The organism is Micromonospora sp. NPDC051227, assembly GCF_044455385.1.
Classification (GTDB): domain Bacteria; phylum Actinomycetota; class Actinomycetes; order Mycobacteriales; family Micromonosporaceae; genus Micromonospora.
Genome location: NZ_JBITET010000017.1, coordinates 1 through 25,084 on the forward strand (window position 1 = coordinate 1; position 25,084 = coordinate 25,084).

Here is a 25,084-nt window from a genome sequence, read left to right on the forward strand (position 1 = left end):
TCGCCGATCTCGGTGTGGATGTGCAGATCACCGAACTGGACGTGATGACCGGCGGCAACCAGGCCAACATCTTCGGCGCCGTCACCCGCGCCTGCATGAACGTCTCGCGCTGCACCGGCATCACGGTGTGGGGTGTACGGGACTGCGACTCGTGGCGCGGTTCCGACAACGCGCTGCTGTTCGACTGCAACGGCAACAAGAAGGCCGCGTACACCAACGTTCTGAACGCCCTCAACGCCGGCCCCGCCATCCCCACCACGCCGCCGCCCACGGACCCGCCGCCGACGACGCCCCCGCCGACGGACCCGCCGCCCACCACTCCGCCGCCGGGTACGGGTGGTTGCTCGGCGTCGGTGTCACTGAACTCGTGGAACGGTGGCTTCGTGGCCACCGTGAAGGTGACAGCCGGCTCCGCCGGAACCAACGGATGGAACGTCGGCGTCACCCTTGCCAGTGGTGCGAGTGTCACCAACACCTGGAGCGCGACGGCCAGTGGCTCGACCGGCACTGTGCGGTTCGCCAACGTGGACTACAACGGCCGCCTCGGCGCGGGCCAGGTCACCGAGTTCGGTTTCCAGGGCACTGGCAGTGGGGCCGGCATCACGCCCACCTGCACCGCCTCCTGAGAGCGACTGACTGACCGCACGACGTCGGCCGGTGTGGGGGACCGATCCTGGTCCTCCACACCGGCCGACGTCGTGTCGCGTTCGAACCTGTCGATCAGGAGTACGGGAGCCGCAGCACCGACTGGTTGCCGATGCCCAGCGTGGTCGGGTTGTTGCCGATCGCCGACCAGACCTCCACCCGGACCGTGCCGTTGCTCAGCGCGCCCAACGTGCCGGTGGCCGAGGACAGGCCGGCGTTCTGCGTGTAGTGCTCGTAGCCGGTGACCGGGTCGGTGGCAAAGTAGCGCAGCGTCTCCACCCGTTCCCAACTGCCGTTGCCGGTGAGGTCGTAGGAGATCCGCACCTGCACGCCGTTGCCGACCGCCGTCCCGGCGTCCACGAAGAGGTCGAACGCCGTCTGCCCGCCGGCGTAGGCGAGGTTGAGGCCGGTCGCCGTGAAGACCTGGGCGTTGGTGGGCGTACCGTCGTGGTTTCCGTTTGCCGCCGCGACCGTCGTCGTGGCCGCGCTGCCGGCGGCGCCCAACCCACCTCCGGGCAGCAGGTACCGCGTCGGGTTGCCCGGGGTCGGCGGCGGGGTGGTCGTCGGCGGGGGGTCCGTCGGCGTCGTCGGCGGGACGCCACCGGCCGCGTTGCCACCACTCCAGGTGTGCGCCCCGGTGGTGGCCGTCTTGCCGGCTCCCACGGCGAGCGTGGTGCCGTTGGAGAACGTCACGGTGATCGGCGTCGCCGTTGGGTTCGACGCCACGTAGGTGCGGGCCCCGTTGCGGGAGAAGACCGCGGACAGCGGATGGTTGCCGGTCACCGTCGTGTCCACATTGCCGAGGGCGGCGAGGTTACGGATCCAGTGGAACGTGTGCGCCCGGCTCTCTCCCTCCTCCGGGGTGTAGCCCGGGTTCGCGCGGAGGTTCGCCAGCGCCGCGTCGGGGTCGCCGAGGGCCTGGAACTGCCAGAGGATGTCCTGCCACACCGTCGGTTGTCCGCCGTTGTTGCGGACGAGTTCGGCGTAGTTGGTCCGCACGTACGCCGGGTTGTTGCCCAGGTACAGGTGACCGCCGGTGACCGGCAGCAGGTTGATGCCCTGGATCATCTCCGGTTCGCCGCTGAACCAGGTGGCGTACGCCCCGCCGTCACCCCAGACCATGCCGACCGTCGAGTGCCCGAACGCGGCGGGGAAGTTCTGGTCGCTGACGTCGAACCAGTACTCCTGGATCGCCGCGGCCTGCGTGGTGTAGAGGAAGACGCCCGCGTCGCGGACGGCGGTGTCGCCGGTCGTCTGCCCCCACTGGATCAGGGCGCTCGCGAAGTTCATCCCCTCCGACGAGGACTCCTGGTTGTTGCCGGAGCCGAAGGATCCGTGCCCGGACGCCCAGTCGTGCCCGGCGTAGATGTCGAAGTCCCGCAGGTACGGGAAGCGGGTGTCGTCGCGGCGGTAGTTGTTGGCGTCCCGGATCAGCAGGTCGACCATGCCGCCGTAGCGGCTGGTGGCCGCCCAGGCCGGGTCGAACTTCGCCAGGGTCGCGGCGGCGGCGATGTAGTAGCCGTAGTGGAAGTGGTGGTCGTTCAACTCCTGGTCGGACCCGTACGACGCCGGGTAGCCGATCAGGGTGCCCCAGTTGTTGTCGTAGTAGAAGACCCGGCTGGTCTTGCCGCTGGACGCGGTGAACCAGTCGGTGAGCGTGCTGCGGATCGCGTTCAGCGCGCTGTCGCGCGTCGTGGTGTCGTTGACCTGGTCGGCGATCTCGGCGATCCGCGCGGCCCGGCCGAGCCCCTTGCCGGTCCAGTAGGTGTCGTTGCCGCGTTGGTCCATCGGGTTGGCGCGGGTGGCGGCCAGGTGCCCGGTGAGCGTCGACAGGTCACCACCGCTGCCGTCGCCGACGGCCGGTAGCTCCGGCAGGATGCCCTGGAACTTCATGGCGGTGCGGAACTGGGTGACGCCGGTGAGCACCTTCATCCGGCCACGCGCCGACGGGTAGGTCGGCGTGATCGCGGTGGAACCACTCAGCGACTTCCACTGGTGCGGGTAGAGACTGACCACGGTCTGCGTGGCGCTGCCCTCCCGGGCGGTCGTGGTGAACGCGTACGTGGTGGTCAGGCCGCTGGTCGCGGGGTTGTAGGCGTACGAGACCTGGGTGCCGGTCACGTGGGCGTGCGCGTACCGGCCGTAGGTGGCCGCCAGCTCGGCGCGCTCCGTCGCGCTCGACGTGGGCGGCAGGAGGGCGACGGAGAAGTAGCCGCGGCCGGCCAGGGTGGACGAGATCCGGCCGGACGCCACGGTCCAGCTGGCGCCGCTGGGCGCGAACCCGACGTAGTCGTGGCCGTTGACCCGGAAGCCGATGGTGGCGCCGCTGTTGGACCAGACGTCCGGGGTGCCGGCGGTGCTGATCTGGGCGTTCCCCCCGGTGGTCTGGAAGTAAGCGAAGGGCAGACCGTGGCCGATGGTCGCGCGCATGGTGCGCGTGCCGTCGCTCCAGTGCGGGCTGACCGTCCAGTCCGTCCAGCCGTCGGCCTTCACCAGGGGTGCGGCGAGCCCGGCCACACCGACGCGGATGTCCTGCACGTACGGATAGTGGAATTCACCGACACCGGTGGCGGTGCCGCTGATGGCGGGCGTGGAGTTGGCGGAGAAGCCGAGCCCGTCGCCGAAGGTGTCGTACGAGATCGGGTGGGCGTGCAGCGGTTCGCTGAAGGAGCAGTCGGTGCGCTTCCACAGCAGCGAGGACCACCAGTCGTTGGTGGGGATCGGCCCGGCGGGCGCGTTGGCTGTGGCGAACTGTCGGGGGTTGCTGGACATCGCGCCGCAGCCGCTGGGGAGCGGGCCGACCGGGGTGGTGGTGTAGCTGCCGGCGCCGACGGGTGCGGCCTCGGCCGCGCGGGTGACGGGGATGGCGAGGCCGCCGACGACCAGGGCCAGCGCGGTGGCGGCGGCCAGGGCCCATCGGCGGTGGGGGACGGGAGGTTTCATCGTGCCTCCATCGCGCGCGCCGGGTGCGGCCCTTGCCGGGTCCAGCGCTATGCGTCTGAATTGGGGGGAAGGTCGGGTGAGAGAGCGCTCTCTCGGCAACGGTAGTGGAGTACCGAGATCCCCGTCAATGTGTCCAACGCGTTGCGTGCTGATGTCGCTATTTGCCGGCGCCCGCACGGTCGCCCAGCGGTTCGCCCTCTCTGTCGTTCAACAGCGCGTCCGGCACGCGCATCCGCCACGCGTCGGTCACCAGCTCGGTCAACCGGTCCAGGTCGACAGCCGCCAGACGCAGCAACACCAGGGGCAACCCGTCGTAACCGGGCGCGGTGAAGAAGACCTCGGGCTCCCCGAGCAGGAGAGCCTGCTTCTCGGCCTCGTCGCCGACGAACAGCACCGCGATGTCCAGCCGGATCACCCGAGGCTTGCCGGGTGCCCGCTCCGGATAGGACCAGACGAAGCCCTTGTCGGCTACCCGGAAGTCGAAGCCGTCACTGGGGTTTTCCACCGTGTGCGGCAGGGCCAGCGCCACCCGGCGTACGTCGTCCGCGTCAGCCACCGAACCCCCTCGCACCGCGCACCATCCCCATGCGCCGAGATTACGCGGTGGACAGCTCGATGGCCGTGGCACCGACGATCGCCCGTTCGCCGTTCTCCTGGACATAGCCGACCACGCTGGCGCTCCGCGGATCGAGACCAGGTGGTGTCGCCAGCTCCACCTGCCCCCGCTCGGCGTCCAGGCCCACCGACCTGAAGGCGCGTACGACGTTGTCCTGCCGCAGTGTCCGCCCGGCGTTCTCCCCCCGGGCGATCTCGCTGGTCAGGTCCCGTTCCACGACCGCCATCTGCAACACCGCGCGCTCCGGCGGCTGTTCGGTCCGGTAGTCCACCATCACCCGGTCATTGCCCACGTTGGCAATGGAGAGCGCCAGTGGTGTGGTGGCGGTCGAGGCCATGGCGGACATGATCGCGGCGGCTGCACGGCGGCGATCGGAACCGACGAACTCGACGGTGCCGTTGACGACCATCTGCGGGGTGTACAGACCTCGGGTACCGAACGCGCGGGCGTACGCCTCCTGGCGCGCGGTGTACGCCGCGTCCGCGAACTGGTCGGGCCAGCCCAGGTCGTCCCAGTAGTCGACGTGGAACCCGAGGGCGAAGACGTTCTGGCCCCGGTCCCGTGCGTCGCGCTCGATCCCGCTCAGCAACTCCTCGGCGGGAGGGCAACTGTTGCAGCCCTGGGACGTGAACATCTCGACGACGGCGAAGCCGCCGTCCGTCGATGGGTTCGTCATGGTGGCGTGTCTCCTCCCACGGGTGCCCGGCGGCGTTGCGTTTCCCGTTTCGGCCGAGACAATGCGCGTGGGGTCGCGTCCCCTGCCGGCCTCGCGGGAGGCGCCGCCGGGTGGGGTGGTTGGATGGTCGAGTGCAGTTCACCGTGACAGACGCGCCGGCGCGGGAGCGTTTCGAGGCGCGCGACGAGGCGGGCGCGGTCGTCGGGTTCGTCACCTACCAGCTGACCGGCTCGATCATCGCCTACACCCACACCGAGGTCGATCCGGCGTACGAGGGCAAGGGCGTCGGGTCGACGCTGGCGCGGGCCGTGCTAAACGACGCGCGGAGCAAGGGCCGGACCGTCGTGCCGATCTGCCCGTTCATCGCCGACTGGGTAGTCAAGCACCCGGAGTACGAGAGCATCGTGGTCCGGTCCACCCGCAAGATCAAGTAAGCGGCGTCCTGCGGGGGCGTGCGGCGTCCTCTGGCGGCGTGCCGGGTTCAGGCGTCCGGTAGGAGCTTGGCGGCGAGGGTGCGGGCCGTGGCGGTCAGGGTCCTGCGCACTGGCCAATGCCGACGCGGACGTCGCCATCGGCACCCGCCTCGGGGTGCCCGGTCTCGCCCAGACCGCCACGGGCCATCGCGTTCCTGACCAACCCCGCAGCCGCGTACGTCACCGTCGCCGTGCTTGACTCCCACGGTGTACACACCGCCTGAGCCCCGCCCTCCGCAGCCCGTCGGGAGACCACAACGATGACCGCCTCCACCTTCCGTGCCCTGCACCACGACCGGGCCGCCGGTGACCCGCTCGTTCTGCCGGGCCCCTGGGACGCGGCCAGCGCCCGGGTGCTGGCCGACGCCGGTTACCCGGCGCTCGCGACCCCGAGCGCGGGTGTCGCCGCCTCACTCGGCTACGAGGACGGCGCGACCCCACCGGACGAGATGTTCGCGGCGGTCGCCCGCATCGTCCGCGCCGTGTCCGTTCCGGTGTCCGCCGACGTCGAGGGCGGTTACGGCCTCGCCCCCCGCGAGCTGGTCGGACGGCTGTTGGAGGCCGGCGTTGTCGGCTGCAACCTGGAGGACTCGGAGGGACACGCCAACCTCAAGGACCCCCGGCGGCACGCCGACTGGCTGGCCGAGGTGCGCGCGGAGGCGGGTGACGCTCTCTTCATCAACGCCCGCGTCGACACCTTCCTGGTCGGGACGGGCGATCCGGCCGACGCGGTGGAACGCGCCCGCCTGTACGTGGCTGCCGGCGCCGACTGCGTCTACCCGATCCTGGCACCGCCGCAGGTGCTCCCGCAGCTTCGGGACGGCATCTCCGGGCCGATCAACATGGCCGCCGGACCGGACCGGGAATCTGTGGCCGAGCTGGGCCGGCAGGGCGCCACACGCATCACCTTCGGTCCAGGAATGCAGCGGTACGCGATGGCGTCGATCGGCGACCTCGCGGCCGAGCTGCGCGCCTGAGCCTGAACGTCACCCCCGCGACGGTGACCGGGCGCGTGGGCGCGGGTGGGCGGCCGCTGGCGGGGTGATCGACTCGGGTTCCTGGAAGTCGGGGTGTACCGGTCGGGTGGATCGCGGTTTCCTGAATGCCGAGTCGATCACCGGCGCGGTGGGCGTCGGAGGAGTTTCGGCAGCTACGGCCGAGCCCCCGGCGTGCCGTCGCGGTGGACGGCTGCCGGGGGCTCGAGTGCAGGCGGTCAGGCCTGGTTGCCGCTGGGCAGCACCGCTGCCATCTCGTCGCCGGCGCCGGCGAGCACGCGTGCCTGCTGCGGCCAGCTGGCCAGCCCAGGTGCGGCGCGCAGGCCGGCGGCCCGGATCAGGTCGCGCAGTGCCGGCTCGTCCAACTCGCCGAGCTGGCCGTACGTGCGCACGCCAGCGTCCTGCAACGCGGCCGCCATCTTCGGCCCGATCCCCTGGATCCGGCGGAAATCGTCGGCCGGGCCGGTCGGGTCGGCGTCGACGCTGCTGATCGTCGTGTCGGCGGCCGAACGGACCGGAGGGGTCGCGGTGCTGACCGGCCGGACCGGAGGCGCGGCCACCGCCGACCGCTCGGCCTCCGCAGCGTCGACTGCGGACTCGGCCTGCGCCGGTTCGGCGTTCACCGAGTCGGAGTGCATCGGCTCGGCGGTCGTCTGTGCCTCTGCCGGGTCGATCGCCGTGGCCTTGGGCTCCGCATCGTCGGACGCGCCGACGGAGGCCGCCGCGTCGTCGGCCGGCGTCGTGTCGAGCGGTGCCGCGTCGGCCGGCGCGAGGTCGTCCGCGGGCTGGCGGGGAGCGATCACGGCCGCCGGGACGGGCTGCTCTTCGACCGTGACCGGCTCGGCGGCAGAGTCCACCCCCGGCTCCTGCCGCAGTTCAGCGGCGTCGGACTGCTCGGTGGCCGGTACGGCCGGCGGGTCCTCGGTCAGCGCCATGTCCGCCGGGTCGACGGTGCTCGGAGCCTCCGCCGGCACGGGCACCGGGGTGGGACCGTCCGGTTCGGTCAGCGCGGCTGGCGCGCTGACCGTGTCGACCGGTACCGGCTCGTCGGCGACCGCGGTGGGTGCCGGGTCGACGGCGGCCGCAGGCTGGGCCTCGTCGGTGGTGGCAGCCGGCGTTGGCGTGGTGATCACGGCCAGACCGGCGACGGGGTCACCATCCACAATCGAATTGCCCTGTACGCCCCGTCGGCCGCGCAGCAGCCACCCGGCGGCCAGGCCCAGCAACAGTGCCAGTACCACTATCAGCGAGTGTCCGAAAGACCACGCCACGGCGAACCTCCCTCTCATCAAGTTGGAAAAGTCACGAGAAAAACTCGCCGCAGCTTCGCACACGCGTATTGCCGACGACAGGCAGGATCGGCCGTCAGCGTTGCCGGTGTGCCAGCCACCTCAGCCGGTGCCCGCCGCGTGACACAGCGTCGTCCGATCACGCCAAATCCGACCCGATGTGACCGGGTCCGACATGGATCGGTCGGGCCGAGCGCTCCGGACACGATAAGACCCGGGCCCGGCGCGGGACGCCGGGCCCGGGTCGGGCGATGCGGGGTTCAGTCCCGGTCACCCTCGTAGGTGTGGAAGTCGTCGACGAACCGGCGGCGGAGCCGTGGTACCCGGCTGGTGACTCCGAAGTAGCCGCGCGCGCCGAGCAGCGCGAGCCGACCCACCACCGGTCGGTACATCCGGTCGTCGCCGCTGGTGCCGCTGCGGTTCAACGACTCGGCGACCCGGGCGAAGCCGTACGGCGCCATCACGGCCTCGTAGTCGGCGACCGCCTGGAGCAGCGTTTTGTCGCCGGCGGTGGCGCGGCTGAGCTGTGCGCAGAGCAGGCGGGCGTCGCGCAGCGCGGTGTTCGCGCCCACGCCCCGACCCGGGGTCATGGTGTGGATGGCGTCGCCGAGCATGGTGACGGTGCTGCTCTTCCAGGGCGGCACCGGTTCGGACGTGGACACTTTGATCGGTAGGGCGCTGGCCGGGTCCGCGTGGGCGAGTAGTTCCCGTAGGTGCGGGTGCCAGTTCGCGGTGAGGTTCAGGGCGACCTGCACCAGGTCCTCGCCGCGGCGTTGCATGATGTCGGCCGGGAACCGGTTGGCCGCACTCCAGATGATCAGGTTGATGTTGTCGGTGGTGGTGTCGTGGGCCAGGCCGGGCCAGTCCCGGATCAGGGCGGCGTCGGGCTCGCTGACGCCGGGCTTGATCGCGCGTTCGGCGTCCCACTTGAACTCCATGACGTGCAGTACGCCCATCATCCCGCCGACGCCGAAGATCAGCGAGATTCCCTGCTGGACCCGCTCCGGAATGAGACCCCTGGTGTGCGGGTTCAGCGGGATCCGGGTGGCGATGTTGATCGTCCCGGCGTCGCGGGTGACGGCGTGCGGCAGGTACTGGCGGCGTACGGCGGAATGGGTGCCGTCGGCCGCCACCAACAGGTCGCCGGTGGCGCTGGTGCCGTCGGCGAAGTGCGCGGTGACCGTGCCGTCGTCGCGCTGCTCGTACCGGGTGAAGGTCTTGTCGAAGTGCACCACGTCCTCCAGGCCGGTCAGCAGCACCTGGCGCAGCACCATCCGGGCCACCGAATGTTCGGTGCGTACCGGGTCGGCGCTCGGCCGCAGCGCGAACGACGCGGTCTGGCGGAGCCCCTGGGTGACGACGTTGAAGTAGTGCGGCGGCCGGGCGCAGGTGGCCAGGAAGGTGGCGAACAGCTCCGGGGGCAGACACTCCCGCAGTGCTCGGCTACCGGTGGGGCCGATGCCGACCCGGTAGCCGAGCAACCCTTCGGCGCGGTCGCGGTGCCGTTCGTAGACGGCGACGCCGACCCCGGCGCGGCGCAGGCCGTGCGCCAGGCACAGCCCGCCCGTGCCCGCGCCGATGATCAGGACGTGCGGCGGCGCGGCGGACATGTCAGCCGGCCGGGTGGGCGGCGGGCGCCTCGGTAACGGCCGGGCGCGCAGCGGGTGCGTCGGTGCTGGCTGGGCGCGGAGACGGTGCGTCGTTACCGGCCGGGCGCGCTGCTGGCGCCTCGGCCGCGTCCCACCGGTAGAAGCAGCCGGCGATCGCGTCCCGGGGGGAACGCCAGGTCGGCAGGTACGGCGACGTGTGCGCGGAGAGCCGCTCGTTGACCTGTCGGAAGAGCGGGTGGTTGCGGGCCGCCGCGAGCGCGTCCGGGTCGACGTCGTCCGAGGTCTCCAGCAGGTGTACGCACAGGTCGTGCAGGCAGTACAGGGATCGGTGCGTGGCACCGGTCAGGCTGGGCAGTTCGGTGGCGTCGGACTCGGCGAAGATCTGCGCGACCCGCCCCTCCGCTCCCGGGATGATCCGGCTGACGATCAGTAGACGACTCATGGGACCCCTTCCGCCGGTGGCCTGCCCGACCCCTCGGGGATCGGTGCCACGTGCTCTGTGCGCCCACCGTGCCGCAGCGCCTGTCACATCACCGTCACGTACGCCGACCGGGCGGTGACGGGCACCGCCGTCACGTACGCCGAACGACGGGCGACGGGCGGTCGGTGACCGCCTCCCGGCTGGCCTGGCGGATCGGGGCGAGGGTGTCGTCGAGCAGGGCGCTCATGGCGGGGCTCGGCTCCAGCCGCAGCTCCCGGCGTAACAGGTCCCGGTAGACGTAGAAGGCGTGGACGGCCTCGAAGGCGTTGCCCTCGGCCAGGTGGATGCGGACCACCAGTCGGTGTGGTGTCTCCCGTAACGGCTCGGCGGCCATCGCCTCCAGCGCGGCTTCGAGGGCCTCGCCGTGCCGCCCCGCGGCCAGGTGGTGCCCGGCCACCTGTTCCAGCATGTGCAGGCGGAGTTGGCGCAGGCGTTCCCGGTCCAGCAGCACCCAGTCGTCGTACCAGCCGGGCAGGAGGTCGTGGCGCCCGGCGGCGAGCGCCCCGGCCGCGGTGCGCGGGTCGTCGCCGTCCCGGACTCGGGCCGCGGTGCCGACCAGGTCGTCCACGTCGAGCCGGACCGCCGGGCCGAGGCGTACGGTGTCGCTGTCCACGGTCATCGGGCAGCACGGGTCCTGTCGCAGCCGCCACAGGGCGGTTCGCAGGGAGGACAGAGCCCGTTCCTCCGACGCGTCGGGCCAGAGCAGCCCGGCGAGCTGGCTGCGGGTGGCGCCGGGGCGGAGCCCGATCAGCGCGATCACCCGTTGCAGCCCGCGCGGCACCACCACCGGCACCGCCTTGCGGAGGAGTCGGAAGCCTCCGAGCAGGTGCAGTGAGACGCCCTCCTCGGGCGGGTCTCCGGCGGTCGGCACGGACGGATCAGCGGCCACGGCGGCACCCCCTGCGGAACGCTCGTCCCGACTGTCTGCTGTGTCCCGGATCGGTTGCCCTCGACGCCACTGTCGACCCCGCCGATCGCGGCGTGGTCGGGCGCGGCCCCGCCTGCCGAGGCCGCCGGACTGACCACGCTGAAGATTATCAATAGCGGTCACGTTGCGTCAACGCCCGCGTGGACCTTCTATCAGTGACAGCCAACCCGAGATCGGTTCTGAACTGCACAAACACTAGCGCGTGGCGCACGCTCGGCACATAGCTGATACACAGGTTGCGTCAACGCAGCGTCACCATCATCCGTCGCTGACCGACCCGGCGCGGTGACGCCGCCGTGACGAGGATCGGCGCATCGTGTCGGCAGTCGTCCAGCGCGTCCGGGGGCCACCCGTCGCCGGCCGGACGCTGTGGGGGGAGGCCCAGTATGGACCGATCGCTGATAGTCGCGAAGGTGGATCCGACCGCCGAGGAGCGGGTCGCCGAGATCTTCGCTGAGTCGGACGCGACGGAGCTGCCGCGCCTGGTCGGTGTCCGGCACCGTTCGCTGTACCGACTGCACGACCTCTATGTGCACCTGCTCGAGACCGCGCAGCCGGCGGAGAGTGCGGTGGAGGCCGCTCGTGACCATCCCGAGTTCATCCGGGTCAGTGACCGCCTGCGCCCGTACGTGTCGCCGTACCTGTCGACCTGGCGCTCGCCGCGCGACGCCATGGCGCGGTGCTTCTACCGGTTCGACGCCCCGGACGTCGGGCGGCGGTCGTGACGGCCACCGCGCCACGCGAGGAGCAGCTCTGGTCCCGCTGCGCCGGCTGCGCCAGCCTGCTCTACCGCAAACGGCTGCGCCGCAACCTCGACGTCTGCCCGGAGTGCGGCGAACATGCCCGACTCGGCGCGCCGGAACGCCTGCGCCAACTGGTCGACCCGGGTTCGCTGCGCCTGCTGCCCGACCGGCTGCCGGAGGCGGACCCGCTCGACTTCGTCGACGTCCTGCCGTACCCGCACCGGCTCACCGGCGCGCGGGCCAGCACGGGTCTTGCCGAGGGGGTCGTCTGCGCCACGGCCACCATCGGTGGGCACCCGGTGGCCCTGGCGGTGATGGACTTCCGCTTCCTCGGTGGCAGCCTGGGCTGCGCGGTGGGCGAGCTGGTCACCAGGGCGGCCGAACGGGCGCTGGACGACCGCACCCCGCTCGTCCTGATCACCGCCTCCGGCGGGGCGCGGATGCAGGAGGGCGCGCTGTCGTTGATGCAGATGGCGACCGTCAGTCAGGCCATCGCCGCGTTGCGCGAGGCGGGGCTGCTCACCGTGAGCGTCCTCACCGACCCGACCTACGGCGGGGTGGCCGCCTCGTTCGCCACCAACACCGATCTGGTGCTCGCCGAGAGTGGCGCACGGATGGGCTTCGCCGGCCCCCGGGTGATCCGCCAGATCACCGGGCGGGCCCTGCCGGAGGGCTTCCAGACCGCCGACTTCCTGCTCCGACACGGGCAGGTCGACATGGTGGTGCAGCGCCGTTCGCTGCGCGGACGGCTGATGGCGCTGCTCGCCGCGACCCGCGCCGGCCGTCCGGCGCGTTCGCCCGTACCCCGGCAGGAGCCGGCGTCGCACCGCGAGCGCCTCGCCGACGACGGCGCGGTCCTGGCGCGGCCGACGGACCCGGCGGCCGAGGGAGACGCCGGCACCCCGGCGGTACGCGACGCGTGGGACACCGTCCGGATGGCGCGGCACCCCGGGCGACCCACCACGCTGGACTACCTGGACTCCGTCTTCGACGGGTTCGTGGAGCTGCACGGCGATCGGCTCGGCGCGGACTGTCCGGCCATCGTAGGTGGGGTGGCGCGGTTGGCCGGCCGGCACGTGATGGTCATCGGCCACCAGAAGGGGCACACCACCGCAGAGTTGGTCGCCCGCAACTTCGGTATGGCCAGCCCGTCCGGGCACCGCAAGGCGCTGCGGCTCATGCGCCTCGCGGCCCGCCTCGGCCTGCCCGTGGTCACCCTGGTGGACACCCCCGGCGCCGACCCCGGGGTGAGCGCCGAGGAGCAGGGCCAGGCGGCGGCGATCGCCGAGAACATCCTCACCCTCACCGTGCTGCCCACCCCGGTGCTCGCGGTGATCACCGGTGAGGGCGGCAGCGGCGGCGCGCTGGCGCTGGCGGTGGCCGACCGGGTGCTGATGCTGGAGAACGCGGTCTACTCGGTGATCAGCCCCGAGGGGTGTGCGGCGATCCTCTGGCCGGACCGCTCCGCGGCGCCGCAGGCCGCCCGCGCGTTGCGGTTGACCGCGCCCGACCTGCGCCGGCTCGGGGTGGTCGACGAGGTCGTGTCGGAGCCGTCGACTGCCGCGCACGACGACCCGGCGGAGACCGCCCACCGGTTGCGCGCCGCCCTGCTGGCCAACCTTCTGCCGCTGCTGGACGTGCCGCCGGCCATGCTGGTCCGCCTGCGCCGGCAACGCTTCCGACGGTTCGGCGCGAACCGCGTCGGCGCCCGGGCGGGCCTGCGATGACCGCCGGCGACCGGTCGCTGTCGACCGTCGACGCGTCCGACGACGTCGGGATGGACGGCGAGGAGGCGCTGGCCGGACTGCGCCGGCAGGCGCAGCACCTGATCGCCGAGCTGGCCGGGCCGGTGCGCCGGATCCGGCTGCGCAGCGGACCGGCGGTGCTGGAGGTCGAGTGGCACCCCGAGGACGCGACCCGACCGGACGTACCCCTGCCCCGGGCCGAGGCGGCACCGGCGGCCGTGCCGGCGCCCGGCGTCCCACCTGCGGTGCTCCGGCCGCCGGTGCCTGGGCGCGCCGCGGTACGGGCACCGATCGTCGGCACCTTCTACCGGGCGCCGGAGCCCGGCGCGCGGCCGTTCGTCGCGGTGGGAGACCTGGTCCGCCCCGGCCAGCCGGTGGCCATCGTCGAGGCGATGAAGCTGATGAACGAGGTGATCGCCGACCGGGCCGGCCGGGTGGCCGCGATCCTCGTCGAGGACGGCCAGCCGGTCGAGTACGACCAGCCCCTCGTCGAACTGGACCCGGCATGACGGCGCGGGGTGGTTGACCATGTTCGAGACCGTGCTGATCGCCAACCGGGGCGAGATCGCGCTGCGGGTGCTGCGCGCCTGCAAGGAACTCGGCGTGCGAACGGCGGTGGTCTACTCCGCCGCCGACGCCGACTCGGCGGCGGTCCGCCTCGCCGACCAGGCCGTCCGGATCGGGCCGGCGTCGAGCCGGCGCAGCTACCTCAACGCCGCCGCCATCGTGGAGGCGGCCCGGCAGGTGGGGGCGCAGGCCGTGCACCCCGGCTACGGCTTCCTCTCCGAGGACGCCGACTTCGCCGAGATCTGCGCCGACAACGGGCTGACGTTCATCGGCCCGCCACCGGCGGTGATGGCCGCGCTGGCCGACAAGTCCTCGGCCCGGGCACTGATGAGCCGCGCCGGCCTGCCGCTGTCGCCGGGCAGTGTCGCGCCGGTGCCGACCGCCGCCGCGGCGGCCGAGGTGGCCGACGCCGTCGGCTACCCGGTGATCGTGAAGGCCGCCGCCGGGGGCGGGGGCCGGGGCATGACAGTGGTGCACACCCCGGGCGAGCTGCGCCGGGCGTACACCCGGACCCGGGCCGCCGCGCAGGCCGCCTTCGGCGACGACCGGGTGTACGTCGAGCGTTACCTCACCGAGGCGCGGCACGTCGAGGTGCAGGTGCTCTGCGACGCCCACGGCAACGGGGTGCACCTGGGCACCCGGGACTGCTCCGTGCAGCGTCGGCACCAGAAGCTGGTCGAGGAGGCGCCCGCCCCGGCGCTGCCCGCCGCCGTTCTCGACACCATCGCCGAGACCGCCCTGCGGGGTGCGCTCCAGGTCGGCTTCGTCGGTGCCGGCACGCTGGAGTTCCTGGTCGACGCCGAGGAGAAGTTCCACTTCCTGGAGATCAACTGTCGGATCCAGGTGGAGCATCCGGTCACCGAAATGGTCACCGGGATCGACCTGGTGCACGAGCAACTGCACATCGCCGCCGGCGTGCCGCTGCGGTGGCGGCAGGAGGAGATCCGCCTGCACGGCGTCGCGGTGGAGTGTCGGGTCAACACCGAGGACCCCGCGCGCGACTTCGCCCCCACCCCCGGGCGGTTGGAGCGGTTCACCCCACCCGGCGGCCCGTTCACCCGGGTGGACACCCACGCCAGCGCCGGCTACCTGGTCGGCCCCTGGTACGACTCGCTGCTCGCCAAGGTGATCGTCTGGGCGCCCGACCGGGAGTTGGCCCTCAACCGGCTGGAACGCGCCCTGGACGAGTTCGACATAGCCGGTCCGGGCGTGCACACCACCATCCCGTTCGTCCGGCGGGTGCTCGACGACGCCGCATTCCGCAAGGGCCGCTACACCACCGGCCTGGTCGACCGTCTGCTCGCCGCGCCCGCGTCGGGGCCGACGGTCACTCCCGCACCGCGCACCGCGCCCGCCGCAGATCCCGACGCAACCCACAGGAGGACCCGATGACCGTCACCCATGGTCGCCCGATGACCGCCGAGATCACCGACATCCTGGTGGCGCACTGCGGGCTGGACGCCGACGCCGCGGCCCGGGCGCCCGCCGCGTCGTTGGAGGAGTTGGGCATGGACTCGCTCGCCCTGCTGGAACTGTCGGCCGTCGTCGCCGACCGCTGGCAGGTGGCCATCCCCGAGCAGGCCGGACAGTTGAGCATCCCGGCGGTGGCCGACCTGGTCGCCCGCCGCACCGACCCGCCCGGGCACACCGAGAACAGCGTGGTCATCGACGCGCCGCTGGGGCTGGTCTGGGAGGTCACCAACGACGTGGCGAACTGGACCGAGCTGTTCACCGAGTACGCCGTGGTGGAGATCCTGCACCGCGAGGGGCACACGGTGCGGTTCCGCCTCACCATGTACCCCGACGAGAACGGGGTGTCCTGGAGCTGGGTCAGTGAGCGCACCGCCGACCCGGTGAGCAGGCAGGTCCGGGCACACCGGGTGGAGACCGGGCCGTTCGAGTACATGCGCATCCACTGGCGCTACACCGAGGAGGCCGGTGGCACCCGGATGACCTGGACGCAGGACTTCGCGATGAAGCCGACCGCGCCGGTCGACAACGCCGCGATGACCGAACGGATCAACACCAACAGCGTGATCCAACTCGCGGTGATCAAGGACCGGGTGGAGCGGATCGCCTGGCAGCGCGCCGACGATGGCAGCCCGACCGCCAGCGACGCACCGACGGAGGCCGACGATGAGTGACCTGAGCACCCGCCCGATCGCCGCCCGGGACGTACCCGCCGACCGCCGTCGCGGCGGTGAGCTTCGGGTGCTGCTCGGCCCCCGTACCGTCGGCAGCACCTCGGGCTTTCTCGGGGTGGCCACCCTCGAACCGGGGGAGCGGATCGCCGAGCACTACCACCCGTACAGCGAGGAGTTCCTGTACCTGGTGCGGGGCGCGATCACCGTCGACCTGGACGACCAGCCGACGCTGCTGGCCGCCGGTGAGGGGCTGTTCGTACCGGTGAACGTGCGGCACCGGCTGCGCAACACCGGCGTCGAACCGGCCGAGGTGGTCTTCCACCTGGGCCCGCTCGCCCCCCGACCCGAACTGGGCCACGTCGACACCGAACTGGTCGAACAGCGGGGCGGGTCATGACCGGGCGCCGCACGGTGGTGACCGGGATTGGGGTGGTCGCCCCGGGCGGCGCCAGCCGGGACCGCTTCTGGAAGACCATCACCGAGGGGCGGACCGCCACCCGGCGGATCAGCTTTTTCGACCCGTCGGCGTTCCGATCGCAGATCGCGGCGGAGTGCGACTTCGACCCGGTAGCGGCGGGGCTCAGCGAGGCCGAGCGACGCCGGGCCGACCGGTACGTGCAGTTCGCGCTGGCCTGCTCCGCCGAGGCGGTGGCCGACGCCCAGTTGGTGCTCACCGACGCGGAACGGGACCGGGCCGGGGTGGTGCTGGGCACGGCGGTGGGCGGCACGATGGCGTTGGAGCAGGAGTACGTCACAGTGAGCGAGCACGGCCGGCGCTGGCTGGTGGACGGGGCGCGCGGTGGCCCGTACCTCTACCAGGCGTTGGTGCCCAGCAGCCTCGCGGCGGACGTGGCCTGCCGGCACGGGCTGCACGGCCCGGCGCAGGTGGTCTCCACCGGGTGCACCTCCGGCATCGACGCCATCGGGTACGCCCACCAGATGATCGTGGACGGTGAGGCGGACGTGATGCTGGCCGGCGCTGCCGATTCACCGATCTCGCCGGTCACTGTCGCCTCGTTCGACGCGATCAAGGCGACCAGCCCGGACAACGACGACCCGGCCCACGCCTCCCGCCCGTTCGACGCCGACCGGCACGGGTTCGTGCTGGCCGAGGGCGGGGCGGTGCTGGTGCTGGAGGAGGCCGGGCACGCCCGGCGGCGCGGGGCGCACATCTACTGCGAGGTGGCCGGCTACTCCAGCCGCAGCAACGGCTTCCACATGACCGGGCTGAGGCCGGACGGGCTGGAGATGGGCCTCGCCGTCACCGACGCGCTCAAGCAGGGCCGGATCCTGCCCGAGCAGGTCTCCTACATCAGCGCGCACGGCTCGGGCACCCGGCAGAACGACAGGCACGAGACGGCCGCGTTCAAGCGGGCGCTGGGCCAGGCCGCGTACCGGGTGCCGATCAGCTCGATCAAGTCGATGGTGGGGCACTCGCTCGGCGCGATCGGGTCGATCGAGATGGCCGCGTGCGCCCTCGCCATCGAGTTCGGTGTGGTGCCCCCGACGGCGAACTGGAGCACCCGGGACCCGGAGTGCGACCTGGACTACGTACCCAACGAGGCGCGGGAGGTCCCGGTGGACGTCGCTCTCTCGGTCGGCAGCGGGTTCGGCGGTTTCCAGTCGGCGATGGTCTTCCGCCGGATGCTCGGCGCGGTGGCGACGTGAGCGAGCGTAGCGAGCGAACCATCAGGCACAGCAGCGTGGCGTCTCGCGCCGGCGCGGAGCGAAGCGGAGTGCTGGCGTGAGCGCGGAGGCCGCTCGCGCAGTGGTGACCGGCATCGGGGTGGTCGCACCGAGCGGCATCGGCGCGGACGCGCACTGGCGCACGGTCGTCGCCGGCACCCGCCGGACCGGACCGATCACGTTGTTCGACCCGTCCGGCTACCCGACCCGCTTCGGTGGGGAGGTGCCCGGCTTCACCGCCGACTCCTACGCCGACAGTCGACAACTGGTGCAGACCGACCGGTGGACGCACCTCGGCTTCGCCGCCACCCGGCTGGCGTTGGCCGACGCCGGCCTGCCCGACCGGGCCCCCGACCCGTACGGCTACGCGGTGACCCTGGCCAGCTCGTCCGGGGGCAACCTGTTCGGTCAGCGGGAGTTGCAACGCCTGTGGGGCGGCACGTCGCGGACGGTCGGGGCGTACCAGTCGATCGCCTGGTTCTACGCGGCCAGCGTCGGGCAGCTCTCCATCCACCACCAGTTCAAGGGCCCGAGCGGGGTGCTGGTCGCGGAGTCGGCCGGTGGGCTGGACAGCCTGGCGCACGCCGCCCGCGCGGTGCGCCGGGGCACCCCGGTCGTGGTCGCCGGGGCCACCGAGTGCCCGTTGAGCCCGTACGCGCTCGCCTGCCAGCTGCGCTCGGGGCTGCTGAGTGACGTCGCCGACCCGGAGCGGGCGTACCGGCCCTTCGACGCCACGGCCAGCGGCTACCTGCCGGCCGAGGGCGGAGCCGTGTTCGTGGTGGAGGAGTTGGGGCACGCCCTGGCCCGGGGCGCCCGGGTCTACGGCGAAGTGAGCGGGTGGGGCTCCACCCACGACGCCGCGCACACCACGGCGGAGAGCAGCGGCGACCCGGCCCAGTACGCACGGGCGATGCGGCTGGCCCTGGACCGGGCGGGCGTCGCCGCCGCCGGAATCGACGTGGTGCTGCCCGACGCGCTCGGTGTGCTCCGCTACGACCGCAGCGAGGCCGAGGCGCTGCGGGCCGTGTTCGCCGACCGGCCGCCCCCGGTGACCACGCAGAAACCGCTGACCGGTCGGGCGTACCAGGGCGGTTCGGCGTTGGACGTGGCCACCGCGCTGCTCGCCTTCGCCCACGACACGCTGCCCGCGTCGGCGGGCCCGGACGAGGTGGCCGAGGGCTGCGAGCTGGACTTTTTGCGCGAGCACCGCCGACCGCGCAGCCGCCTCGCCCTGGTCTGCGCGCGGGGCTTTGACGGGTTCAACAGCGCGCTGGTCCTGCGCGGGGCCGCGCCGATGAGGGGAGAGGCGTCATGAGCGACGAACGGGCCCGGGTGGTCTTTCTGGTACGGGTGCCGGTGCCGCGCACCGAGCAGTTCCTCGCCGCGTACGAGGAGGTGCGGCACCTGGTCGCCGGCGGTGTGCCGGGGCACCTGGTCGACCAGGTTTGCCGGTCGTCGACCGACCCGGAGCAGTGGTTGATCACCAGTGAGTGGGCGAGCCTGGCCGACTTCGAGGAGTGGGAACGCAGCCCGGAGCACCGGGACCTGGTACGCCCGATGCGGGAGTGCTTCACCGACGCCCGTTCGCTGCGCTTCCACATCCACGCCCAAACCCCAGCCCTGCCCTGACGGTCCCGCGCCCGCCGCCCCGCCCCGCCCTCGTCGATCATGGAGTTGTGGCGGGCGGCAAAGCGCTCTTTACCAGAACAATTCGGGCATCACAACTCCATGATCGACGGCCTTGTTTCCGCGATCTTGCACTTACTGTCGCGACATAGGGTGCATTTAACGCATCTCGCCGACCGAAAGTGCAAGATCGGCGCGGCGGGACGGGCCGATGCCTTGGCTGCGCCGCGCGGGGTCGACATTGGGGCAGGTGCGCGTAGGGTCCTGTAGCCATGAAGGTGCTGATCTCTGTGGACCTCGAAGGCATCTCGGGGATCGTGCATCCCGCCGAGACGAATCCCGATCGGTACGACTACGAGCGCGGCCGGGCGTTGATGACGGCCGAGGCGAACGCGGTGATCGCCGGGGTCCTCGATGCCGAACCCGACGCGGTGGTGTGGGTCGCCGACGCACACGGAACGTTCCGGAACATCCTGCCGGAGGACCTCGACCGGCGTGCTCACCTCGTGCGAGGCAAACCCCGCCCGCTGGGCATGCTCGCGGGGCTGGACGAGCACACGGATGCCGTTCTCTTCGTCGGCTATCACGCTCGGGCCGGTGCCGGGCCCGCCGTCCTGGCCCACACGATCAGTGACGCCATCCTCGACGTGCGGGTGGCCGGCCGGTCGGTGGGCGAGATCGGCCTCAACGTCGCCATGGCGGGGCACCTCGACGCGCCGGTCGTTCTACTCAGCGGCGACGACACCGCCTGCACGGAATTCAGCAAACTGGTGCCCTCGGCGGTCACCGTCGCCGTCAAGCAGACCCTGGGCCAGGCTGCCGCGGTGGCCCTGCATCCGCAGGAGGCACGGGAGCGGCTGCGCCACGCTGCCGCCGACGCGATCGCCCGGCGCGCCTCGATTCCCCCGGCGACAATGGTCGGCCCGTTGGACGTCGAGGTCGACCTGTACGGCCCGTACATGGTCGACCTCGCCACTCTGGTGCCGGGTGTGACCCGCGTCGGCGGCGGTCGGACCGTCGCCTTCCACGCCGCCGACGTCGCCGAGGCGTACCGGCTGGTCCAGCTACTCGTCCAACTCGCCAGCATCAAACCCGGCTAGCCGGTGACACGGTCAGCCGACGCCCGTCGTCGGTGAACGCCGGCTCCGCCTGGTATCCCAAACCGGTGCCGCCGTGTCGCCAGTAGCCACCGCCGCAGGACAGCGGGATCCAGAAGATGGCCAACCCGTACCCGGAACCGGCAGGGGAATCCGCCGTCGCGACCAGTGTGCGCATCTGAGCCTGCTGCGCCGGCCGTAGCAGGCGGCCTCCGGCCAGGGCGGCCAGGAACCGGTTGAGGTCGGACGCCGTGCTGGTCATCGATCCGTCCGCGCCGCTGTCCAGCCCGCGGATCGCGATCGTCGTGTCCACCAGCGGACCGCCTCGGGTGAATTGCATGTAGTTCGTGGCGTGCGGCGCGGGAAGGTCGCGCAAGAATCCGGTGCGGGTGCGCCGCAGGCCCAGCGGCCCGGTGATGCGGGCGTCCACCTCGCGTGCCCAGCTCCGCCCGGTGACCGCCTCGATCAGCATGCCGGCGAGGACGCAGCACCACGACCGCGGTGAACGTCTTGGTGGTACTCCCGATCCGGAAATACGGGTCGTGCGCAACGTCCCGGCCCGAGCGGACAACTTGCGCGCCCGTCCGGGACTCCAGGCGGGCCAGGACGCCGGTCACACCAGTCGCTCGCAGCGCCTCGGCATCACGCCGGAGCTCACTCGGTGTCGTGGTGGCACCCGTCGCCACCGGCAATGTCGCTGCCGCTGCCACAGCAAGAGTTCGCATGGGCTTCACTATGGTCACCGGCCCGGAGGCCATCACTCCGGCAAGCCCCCCAGTGGTGCTCCGGCCAACCCCGCCGCCGCGGGTCGGTATCGCTTCGACGGGCCGGTGCACCGGTGACCATGACGCCATCGGCCGTCCGGCTGGCACCGCGCGACGGTTGTGCGAGGCGTCATGTCTCGGTGACGCTCTGCCAAGTCGCCCGCCCGATCCTGCCCGCCGAACGGGCTGTCGGCAATCCGGCTGGCCGCTGCTTTTGATCCATCCATTCGCATCTAGCAATGGCCTTGTGGGAGTCGTATGGTTCCCCGCAGCACCCCGACAAGCGTACGTGATGGGCGGATTCGCCCTCTTTCATGCTGGGCGGTGAACGGCAGTGACGGCAGAAGATCCTACGGCGACCGACCCCGGCTGGGTGGACGAAGTCCTTTTCGCAGGCCACCCGACCGACGTTTGTCTCCGACTGCCTGAGCCCGTTGACAGGGCCACCCTGCGCCGGTTGGTCACCGCCGCGCAGGACCGGCTGACCACCGCCGGACTGCGCCCCGGTGGCGCCGCTGCGCTGCGGTTGCCGCCGTCGCTGGCGTACGTGGTGAACCTGCTGGCCACCTGGCGCGTCGGGGGTCAGGCGATCCTGCTCGACCACCGGCTCACCGACCACGAGGTGGACCGGGCGCTGGCCCGGTTGACCCCGCAGGTGGTGGTCGCTGCGGTGCGGACCGGTGGCGGCGCGCTGAAGATCTTCGTCGACGTCACCGAGGGCGTCACCCGGTACGCCGACCGTCCGGCGGTCAGCGGCCACGCCGTGATCCAGCTCAGCTCCGGCTCCACCGGCCCGTCCAAGGTGATCGGCCGCACCGCCGCCGACCTGGTCGCCGAGGTGCACCGCTACACCCGGATCGACGGGGTGGCGCTGCCCGGCGAGCGGATCATCCTGCTGCCCTCGATGGTGCACGTGCTCGGCCTGGTCGGTGGCCTGCTCTACGGGCTGCACGCCGGCGTCGAGCTGGTTCCACCGGAGCGGCTCAGCGGCGACGCCGTGCTGGCCGCGATCAGCGCCGGCACCACGCCGGCCACCGTGCTCGGTGTGCCGTTCCACATCGGACTGCTCGCCTCCACCCCCCCGGCCGGGCCACTGCCCCAGCTGCGGCGGATGACCACCGGGGGTGAACTGGTGCCGGCCGCCGTCGCCCGGGCGTTCACCGACCGGTACGGGGTGCCGCTGGGCAACATGTACGGGATGACCGAGGTCGGGGTGATCGGCACCGACCTGTACGGGTCGCACCGACCGTCGATCGCCCCCGCGCCCGGGATCGAGGTCCGCGAATCCGACGGTGAGCTGTGGGTGTCCTGCCCGGCGTCGCCATACGTCGGACTGAGCGACCCGACCCGCTGGTCCGACGGGTGGCTGCACACCCGCGACGCCGGCAGCGTCGATGAGGACACCGGCCTGGTCACGGTGCGCGGTCGACTCGACTCGCAGGTCTCTGTCGGCGGGATGAAGGTCGACCTGACCGAGGTGGAGGCCACCGTCGCCGAGCTGACCGGGGTTGCCGCCGCCGTGGTGGTCTGGGACGACGGCATCACCGCGTACGTCCAACCCGACGGCCCGCTGTCGGAGGGGACGCTGGACAAGCTCCTCGCCGAGCGGTTGGCCGGCTACAAACGGCCCCGGGCGCTGCACCTGCTCGATCAGTTGCCCCGTACCACCACCGGCAAGCTGGTCCGTTCGACCGAGGCGCTGCGCTCGGCGGTCGCCCCGTGAGCGGGCCGCTGCACCACCTCGACGTCGACCTGCGCGCTCGCCCGCACGGCGACCGCCAGGACGACGCCCCCGCCCAGCCGCGGGTGACCGACCCGCAGGAGCTCGGCGCCGGGCACCGGCCGCAACGGCAGCCCCGGCGGCGGCATCAACCGGCGCAGCCCGCCGTCACGCAACCCCCGCCCGAGCGCCTTGCCGACCGCCTCCTTCGCGGTCCACAGCCGCAGGAAGTCCACCGTCCGGCCGGCCTCGGGCCGATCGCCCAACCAGGCCAGCTCGGCGGGCGGGAACCAGCGTCGGGCCAGCGCGAGCGCCGGCAGCGGGCGGATCCGCTCCACGTCCACCCCGACCGCGCCGACCCGACGGGCCGCGACCGCCACCAGCCCGACGGTGCGGCTGACGCTGACCGCCAGCTCGACCGACCCGGTCACCTCGTCGACCCGGACGACCGGCCGTCCCTCGAGGTCGTGCGTCAGCACCAGTTCGGTCTCCGGGCGACCGAGCAACAGAGCACCCGCCCGCCGCACGAGCACAGCGGCCGGATCCGGCTGACCGCCGGTGTCCCGGCCGACCCACACGTAGGCGGTGTCCCGACCGGACACCGTCAGCTGAGCCACGCAGAGAGGGTATCCATGAGAGCCGAGGTCCGCGCCTTCGTCGTCGAGCAGCTCGCCGACATGAACTACGACGTCGAGGGGCTCGACGACGACACCACACTCGGCCCCTCCGGCGTCGACCTGGAGTCACTCGCCCTGGCCGACCTGTCCGTCCGGGTCGAGGACCGGTACGGCCTGACGTTCGCCGACGACGAGTCGGAGCAGCTGGCCCTCATGACGGTCGGCGAGTTCACCACCATGGTCGCCAATCGCGTCACCGAGGCGACGAGCGACAAAGCCTGATGAGCGGTCAGCCCGATCTGGGGCGAGCTGACCTGATGTCCATGCTCGCCGAACTCACCGCGAAACCGGCTGCCGAGGTGTCCGACCGGATCGGCTCGATGGAGCTTGCCTGGCTGGTGCACCTCGTCGAGCAGCGCTACGAACGCCGGCTCGACCTCACCGACGACGAGCTGGCCGGCATCCGCACCGTCGACGACGCCCTGGTGGTGTTCCGGGCGTCGCTGACCGCCTCCGCAGATGGTTGAGGCGCGCGTCGCCCAGCTCACCGGTGTGCACGCGGTCAGCGCCCTCGGGCGGGGCGCCGACGCGCAGCTCGCCGGTGTGCTGGCCGGGGTGCCGGCGTTCGGACCGGTGGGCCGATTCGACACCGCCGCCCGCCGGGTCACCGTGGCGGCCACAGTGCCCGAGGTCGCTACCCTCCCCGACGAGTTAACCGCCGCGATCGACGCGGCCTGTCGGGCGGCCGGCCTGGACCGCGCGCAGCGCACCGGGTGCGCCCTGCTGCTCGCCGTGCACGGCGGCCCGACCCCGGGACCGGCGCCAGCCGTGCTCGCCGGTCAGCTCGCCGCCCGATGCGGACTCTCGGGTCACACCCGGGTCTACACCAGCGCCTGCGTGTCGGCGAGCACGGCGGTGGCCGACGCCGCCGCCCGGATCACCCGGGGTGATGTCGAGCGGGTGGTGGTCGCGGCCGGTTACCTGGTGGAGCCGGACCAGTTCGCGCTCTTCGACGCCGGTCGCGCCCTCGCGGTCGACGGGGCGGTCCGCCCGTTCAGCGCCGGCCGCCGGGGGTTGCTGCTGGGTGACGGCGTGGCCGCGGTGGTGCTGGAGTCGAGCGCCGTCCGACGGCGCGGTGTCGATCCGGTGGCCACAGTGGTCGGTTGGGGGCGGGCCGGTGACGCGTTCCACCCGTGTCAGCCGGAGCCTGGCGGCAGCGGGCTGGCCCGCGCGGTCGGCGGCGCGCTGCGCCGGGCCGGGCTGCCACCGCAGTCCGTCGGCTACGTCAACGCCAACGCCACCGGTACCGCGCAGAGCGACGCCGCCGAGGCGGCCGCCCTGCGCCGGGCCCTCGGCGGGCATGCCGACCGGGTCCCGGTCAGCTCCACGAAGTCGGTGCACGGGCACGCGCTGGAGGCGTCCGGGTTGCTCGAACTGGTGATCACCGCGCTCGCGCTGCGCCACGGCGAACTGCCGGTCAACGCTGGCTGGCTGGCCCCCGACGAATCCTGCCCCCTGAACGTGGTGACGAACTGTCCCCAAAAGACGGAAGCCACCCACGCCCTGACCCTCAACGCCGCCTTCGGCGGCGCCAACACCGCTCTCCTGGTCGGCGTCGGATGACCGCCCCCAACTCCCCGCGATCTTGCACTTTCTGCCCCGACGAAACCGACCAAGCACCTGAACCGACCACCGAAACCGCAAGATCGCCGGGAGAGA

The 25,084-nt window shown here is 72.3% G+C and carries 25 protein-coding genes and 1 pseudogene; 17 read left to right on the forward strand and 9 right to left on the reverse strand.

Translation table 11 applies throughout. The annotated features are described in order from the left end of the window. On the forward strand, window positions 1-626 hold a 626-nt coding region (locus tag ACIA47_RS28965; RefSeq protein WP_396711495.1), incomplete at its 5' end, for an endo-1,4-beta-xylanase. A gap of 94 nt (window positions 627-720) precedes the next feature. Here the strand turns inward: ACIA47_RS28965 and ACIA47_RS28970 are convergent. From ACIA47_RS28970 to ACIA47_RS28980, 3 genes are all read right to left on the reverse strand, one after another. Next, entirely contained in the window at window positions 721-3,588 is a 2,868-nt protein-coding gene (locus ACIA47_RS28970; protein ID WP_396711496.1) for a glycosyl hydrolase, read from the reverse strand. Window positions 3,589-3,745: 157 nt separating this feature from the next. Beyond that, on the reverse strand, window positions 3,746-4,144 hold the full coding sequence (locus ACIA47_RS28975) for an MmcQ/YjbR family DNA-binding protein (protein WP_203120716.1): 399 nt from the start codon (window positions 4,142-4,144) through the stop codon (window positions 3,746-3,748). Window positions 4,145-4,184: 40 nt separating this feature from the next. Beyond that, window positions 4,185-4,880, reverse strand: coding sequence for a DUF1223 domain-containing protein (locus tag ACIA47_RS28980; RefSeq protein ID WP_396711497.1), 696 nt, complete (start codon window positions 4,878-4,880; stop codon window positions 4,185-4,187). Between the two features lie 131 nt (window positions 4,881-5,011). Here ACIA47_RS28980 and ACIA47_RS28985 point away from each other — a divergent pair, with 131 nt between their 5' ends. Together ACIA47_RS28985 and ACIA47_RS28990 are read left to right on the forward strand one after the other, a co-directional pair. Further along, the gene (locus tag ACIA47_RS28985; RefSeq protein ID WP_396711498.1) at window positions 5,012-5,314 is read left to right on the forward strand and encodes a GNAT family N-acetyltransferase; all 303 of its coding nucleotides are present in this window, start codon (window positions 5,012-5,014) and stop codon (window positions 5,312-5,314) included. 299 nt (window positions 5,315-5,613) lie between these two features. Next, the gene (locus tag ACIA47_RS28990) at window positions 5,614-6,330 is read left to right on the forward strand and encodes an isocitrate lyase/phosphoenolpyruvate mutase family protein (RefSeq protein ID WP_396711499.1); all 717 of its coding nucleotides are present in this window, start codon (window positions 5,614-5,616) and stop codon (window positions 6,328-6,330) included. 236 nt (window positions 6,331-6,566) lie between these two features. Here ACIA47_RS28990 and ACIA47_RS28995 read toward each other — a convergent pair whose 3' ends face one another. The 4 genes and pseudogenes from ACIA47_RS28995 to ACIA47_RS29010 all read right to left on the reverse strand — a co-directional run bounded on the left by ACIA47_RS28995 (window position 6,567) and on the right by ACIA47_RS29010 (window position 10,617). Continuing rightward, a complete protein-coding gene (locus ACIA47_RS28995) occupies window positions 6,567-7,589 on the reverse strand; it encodes a hypothetical protein (RefSeq protein ID WP_396711500.1) in 1,023 nt (340 codons plus the stop codon). Window positions 7,590-7,897: 308 nt separating this feature from the next. Next, window positions 7,898-9,247 carry an FAD-dependent oxidoreductase gene (locus tag ACIA47_RS29000; protein ID WP_396711501.1) on the reverse strand — a complete coding sequence of 450 codons (1,350 nt, stop codon included), beginning with the start codon at window positions 9,245-9,247 and terminating at the stop codon, window positions 7,898-7,900. Between the two features lie 94 nt (window positions 9,248-9,341). Further along, a pseudogene (locus tag ACIA47_RS29005) lies at window positions 9,342-9,689 on the reverse strand (TcmI family type II polyketide cyclase); the annotation flags it as partial. A gap of 130 nt (window positions 9,690-9,819) precedes the next feature. After that, on the reverse strand, window positions 9,820-10,617 hold the full coding sequence (locus ACIA47_RS29010; RefSeq protein ID WP_203120711.1) for a BTAD domain-containing putative transcriptional regulator: 798 nt from the start codon (window positions 10,615-10,617) through the stop codon (window positions 9,820-9,822). Between the two features lie 425 nt (window positions 10,618-11,042). On the opposite strand from ACIA47_RS29010, the gene ACIA47_RS29015 reads away from it, so the two are divergent. The 10 genes from ACIA47_RS29015 (at window position 11,043) to ACIA47_RS29060 (ending at window position 20,267) form a co-directional block, all read left to right on the forward strand. Then, on the forward strand, window positions 11,043-11,381 hold the full coding sequence (locus ACIA47_RS29015; RefSeq protein ID WP_396711502.1) for a TcmI family type II polyketide cyclase: 339 nt from the start codon (window positions 11,043-11,045) through the stop codon (window positions 11,379-11,381). Continuing rightward, the gene (locus tag ACIA47_RS29020; RefSeq protein ID WP_396711503.1) at window positions 11,378-13,126 is read left to right on the forward strand and encodes an acetyl-CoA carboxylase carboxyltransferase subunit alpha; all 1,749 of its coding nucleotides are present in this window, start codon (window positions 11,378-11,380) and stop codon (window positions 13,124-13,126) included. Before ACIA47_RS29015 ends, ACIA47_RS29020 begins: the two co-directional genes overlap by 4 nt. Then, complete coding sequence (locus tag ACIA47_RS29025) at window positions 13,123-13,653, forward strand: acetyl-CoA carboxylase biotin carboxyl carrier protein (protein ID WP_396711504.1); 531 nt, start codon at window positions 13,123-13,125, stop codon at window positions 13,651-13,653. The genes ACIA47_RS29020 and ACIA47_RS29025 overlap by 4 nt, the downstream gene beginning before the upstream one ends. A 19-nt stretch (window positions 13,654-13,672) precedes the next feature. After that, a complete protein-coding gene (locus ACIA47_RS29030; RefSeq protein ID WP_396711505.1) occupies window positions 13,673-15,103 on the forward strand; it encodes an acetyl/propionyl/methylcrotonyl-CoA carboxylase subunit alpha in 1,431 nt (476 codons plus the stop codon). Continuing rightward, window positions 15,100-15,855: an SRPBCC family protein gene (locus ACIA47_RS29035; protein ID WP_203119746.1), complete on the forward strand. Its 756-nt coding sequence runs from the start codon at window positions 15,100-15,102 to the stop codon at window positions 15,853-15,855. Before ACIA47_RS29030 ends, ACIA47_RS29035 begins: the two co-directional genes overlap by 4 nt. After that, window positions 15,848-16,252 (forward strand): cupin domain-containing protein, encoded by a 405-nt coding sequence (locus ACIA47_RS29040; RefSeq protein WP_112587250.1) that lies wholly within the window; start codon window positions 15,848-15,850, stop codon window positions 16,250-16,252. Before ACIA47_RS29035 ends, ACIA47_RS29040 begins: the two co-directional genes overlap by 8 nt. Continuing rightward, a complete protein-coding gene (locus ACIA47_RS29045) occupies window positions 16,249-17,523 on the forward strand; it encodes a beta-ketoacyl-[acyl-carrier-protein] synthase family protein (RefSeq protein WP_396711506.1) in 1,275 nt (424 codons plus the stop codon). Before ACIA47_RS29040 ends, ACIA47_RS29045 begins: the two co-directional genes overlap by 4 nt. Before the next feature lie 76 nt (window positions 17,524-17,599). Continuing rightward, the gene (locus ACIA47_RS29050) at window positions 17,600-18,856 is read left to right on the forward strand and encodes a beta-ketoacyl synthase N-terminal-like domain-containing protein (RefSeq protein ID WP_396711508.1); all 1,257 of its coding nucleotides are present in this window, start codon (window positions 17,600-17,602) and stop codon (window positions 18,854-18,856) included. Then, window positions 18,853-19,170, forward strand: a complete 318-nt coding sequence (locus ACIA47_RS29055) for an antibiotic biosynthesis monooxygenase family protein (protein ID WP_203119734.1) — start codon at window positions 18,853-18,855, stop codon at window positions 19,168-19,170. Before ACIA47_RS29050 ends, ACIA47_RS29055 begins: the two co-directional genes overlap by 4 nt. A gap of 269 nt (window positions 19,171-19,439) precedes the next feature. Next, window positions 19,440-20,267, forward strand: coding sequence for a M55 family metallopeptidase (locus ACIA47_RS29060; protein WP_203119733.1), 828 nt, complete (start codon window positions 19,440-19,442; stop codon window positions 20,265-20,267). On the opposite strand, the gene ACIA47_RS29065 is transcribed toward ACIA47_RS29060, so the two are convergent. Next, window positions 20,254-20,736: a serine hydrolase domain-containing protein gene (locus tag ACIA47_RS29065; protein WP_396711509.1), complete on the reverse strand. Its 483-nt coding sequence runs from the start codon at window positions 20,734-20,736 to the stop codon at window positions 20,254-20,256. The genes ACIA47_RS29060 and ACIA47_RS29065 overlap by 14 nt on opposite strands. Before the next feature lie 665 nt (window positions 20,737-21,401). Between ACIA47_RS29065 and ACIA47_RS29070 the strand changes: the two genes are divergently transcribed. Then, window positions 21,402-22,751 carry a class I adenylate-forming enzyme family protein gene (locus ACIA47_RS29070; RefSeq protein ID WP_396711510.1) on the forward strand — a complete coding sequence of 450 codons (1,350 nt, stop codon included), beginning with the start codon at window positions 21,402-21,404 and terminating at the stop codon, window positions 22,749-22,751. Here ACIA47_RS29070 and ACIA47_RS29075 read toward each other — a convergent pair. Next, window positions 22,679-23,365 (reverse strand): 4'-phosphopantetheinyl transferase family protein, encoded by a 687-nt coding sequence (locus ACIA47_RS29075; RefSeq protein WP_396711511.1) that lies wholly within the window; start codon window positions 23,363-23,365, stop codon window positions 22,679-22,681. The two genes, ACIA47_RS29070 and ACIA47_RS29075, sit on opposite strands and share 73 nt — an antisense overlap. A 15-nt stretch (window positions 23,366-23,380) precedes the next feature. Here ACIA47_RS29075 and ACIA47_RS29080 point away from each other — a divergent pair, with 15 nt between their 5' ends. From ACIA47_RS29080 to ACIA47_RS29090, 3 genes are read left to right on the forward strand one after another with little or no spacing between them, the layout of a single operon-like run. After that, the gene (locus ACIA47_RS29080; protein WP_196922961.1) at window positions 23,381-23,647 is read left to right on the forward strand and encodes an acyl carrier protein; all 267 of its coding nucleotides are present in this window, start codon (window positions 23,381-23,383) and stop codon (window positions 23,645-23,647) included. Further along, complete coding sequence (locus ACIA47_RS29085; RefSeq protein WP_396711512.1) at window positions 23,647-23,892, forward strand: acyl carrier protein; 246 nt, start codon at window positions 23,647-23,649, stop codon at window positions 23,890-23,892. The genes ACIA47_RS29080 and ACIA47_RS29085 overlap by 1 nt, the downstream gene beginning before the upstream one ends. Beyond that, window positions 23,885-24,988 carry a beta-ketoacyl-[acyl-carrier-protein] synthase family protein gene (locus tag ACIA47_RS29090; RefSeq protein ID WP_396711513.1) on the forward strand — a complete coding sequence of 368 codons (1,104 nt, stop codon included), beginning with the start codon at window positions 23,885-23,887 and terminating at the stop codon, window positions 24,986-24,988. The genes ACIA47_RS29085 and ACIA47_RS29090 overlap by 8 nt, the downstream gene beginning before the upstream one ends. Window positions 24,989-25,084 lie beyond the last annotated feature (96 nt).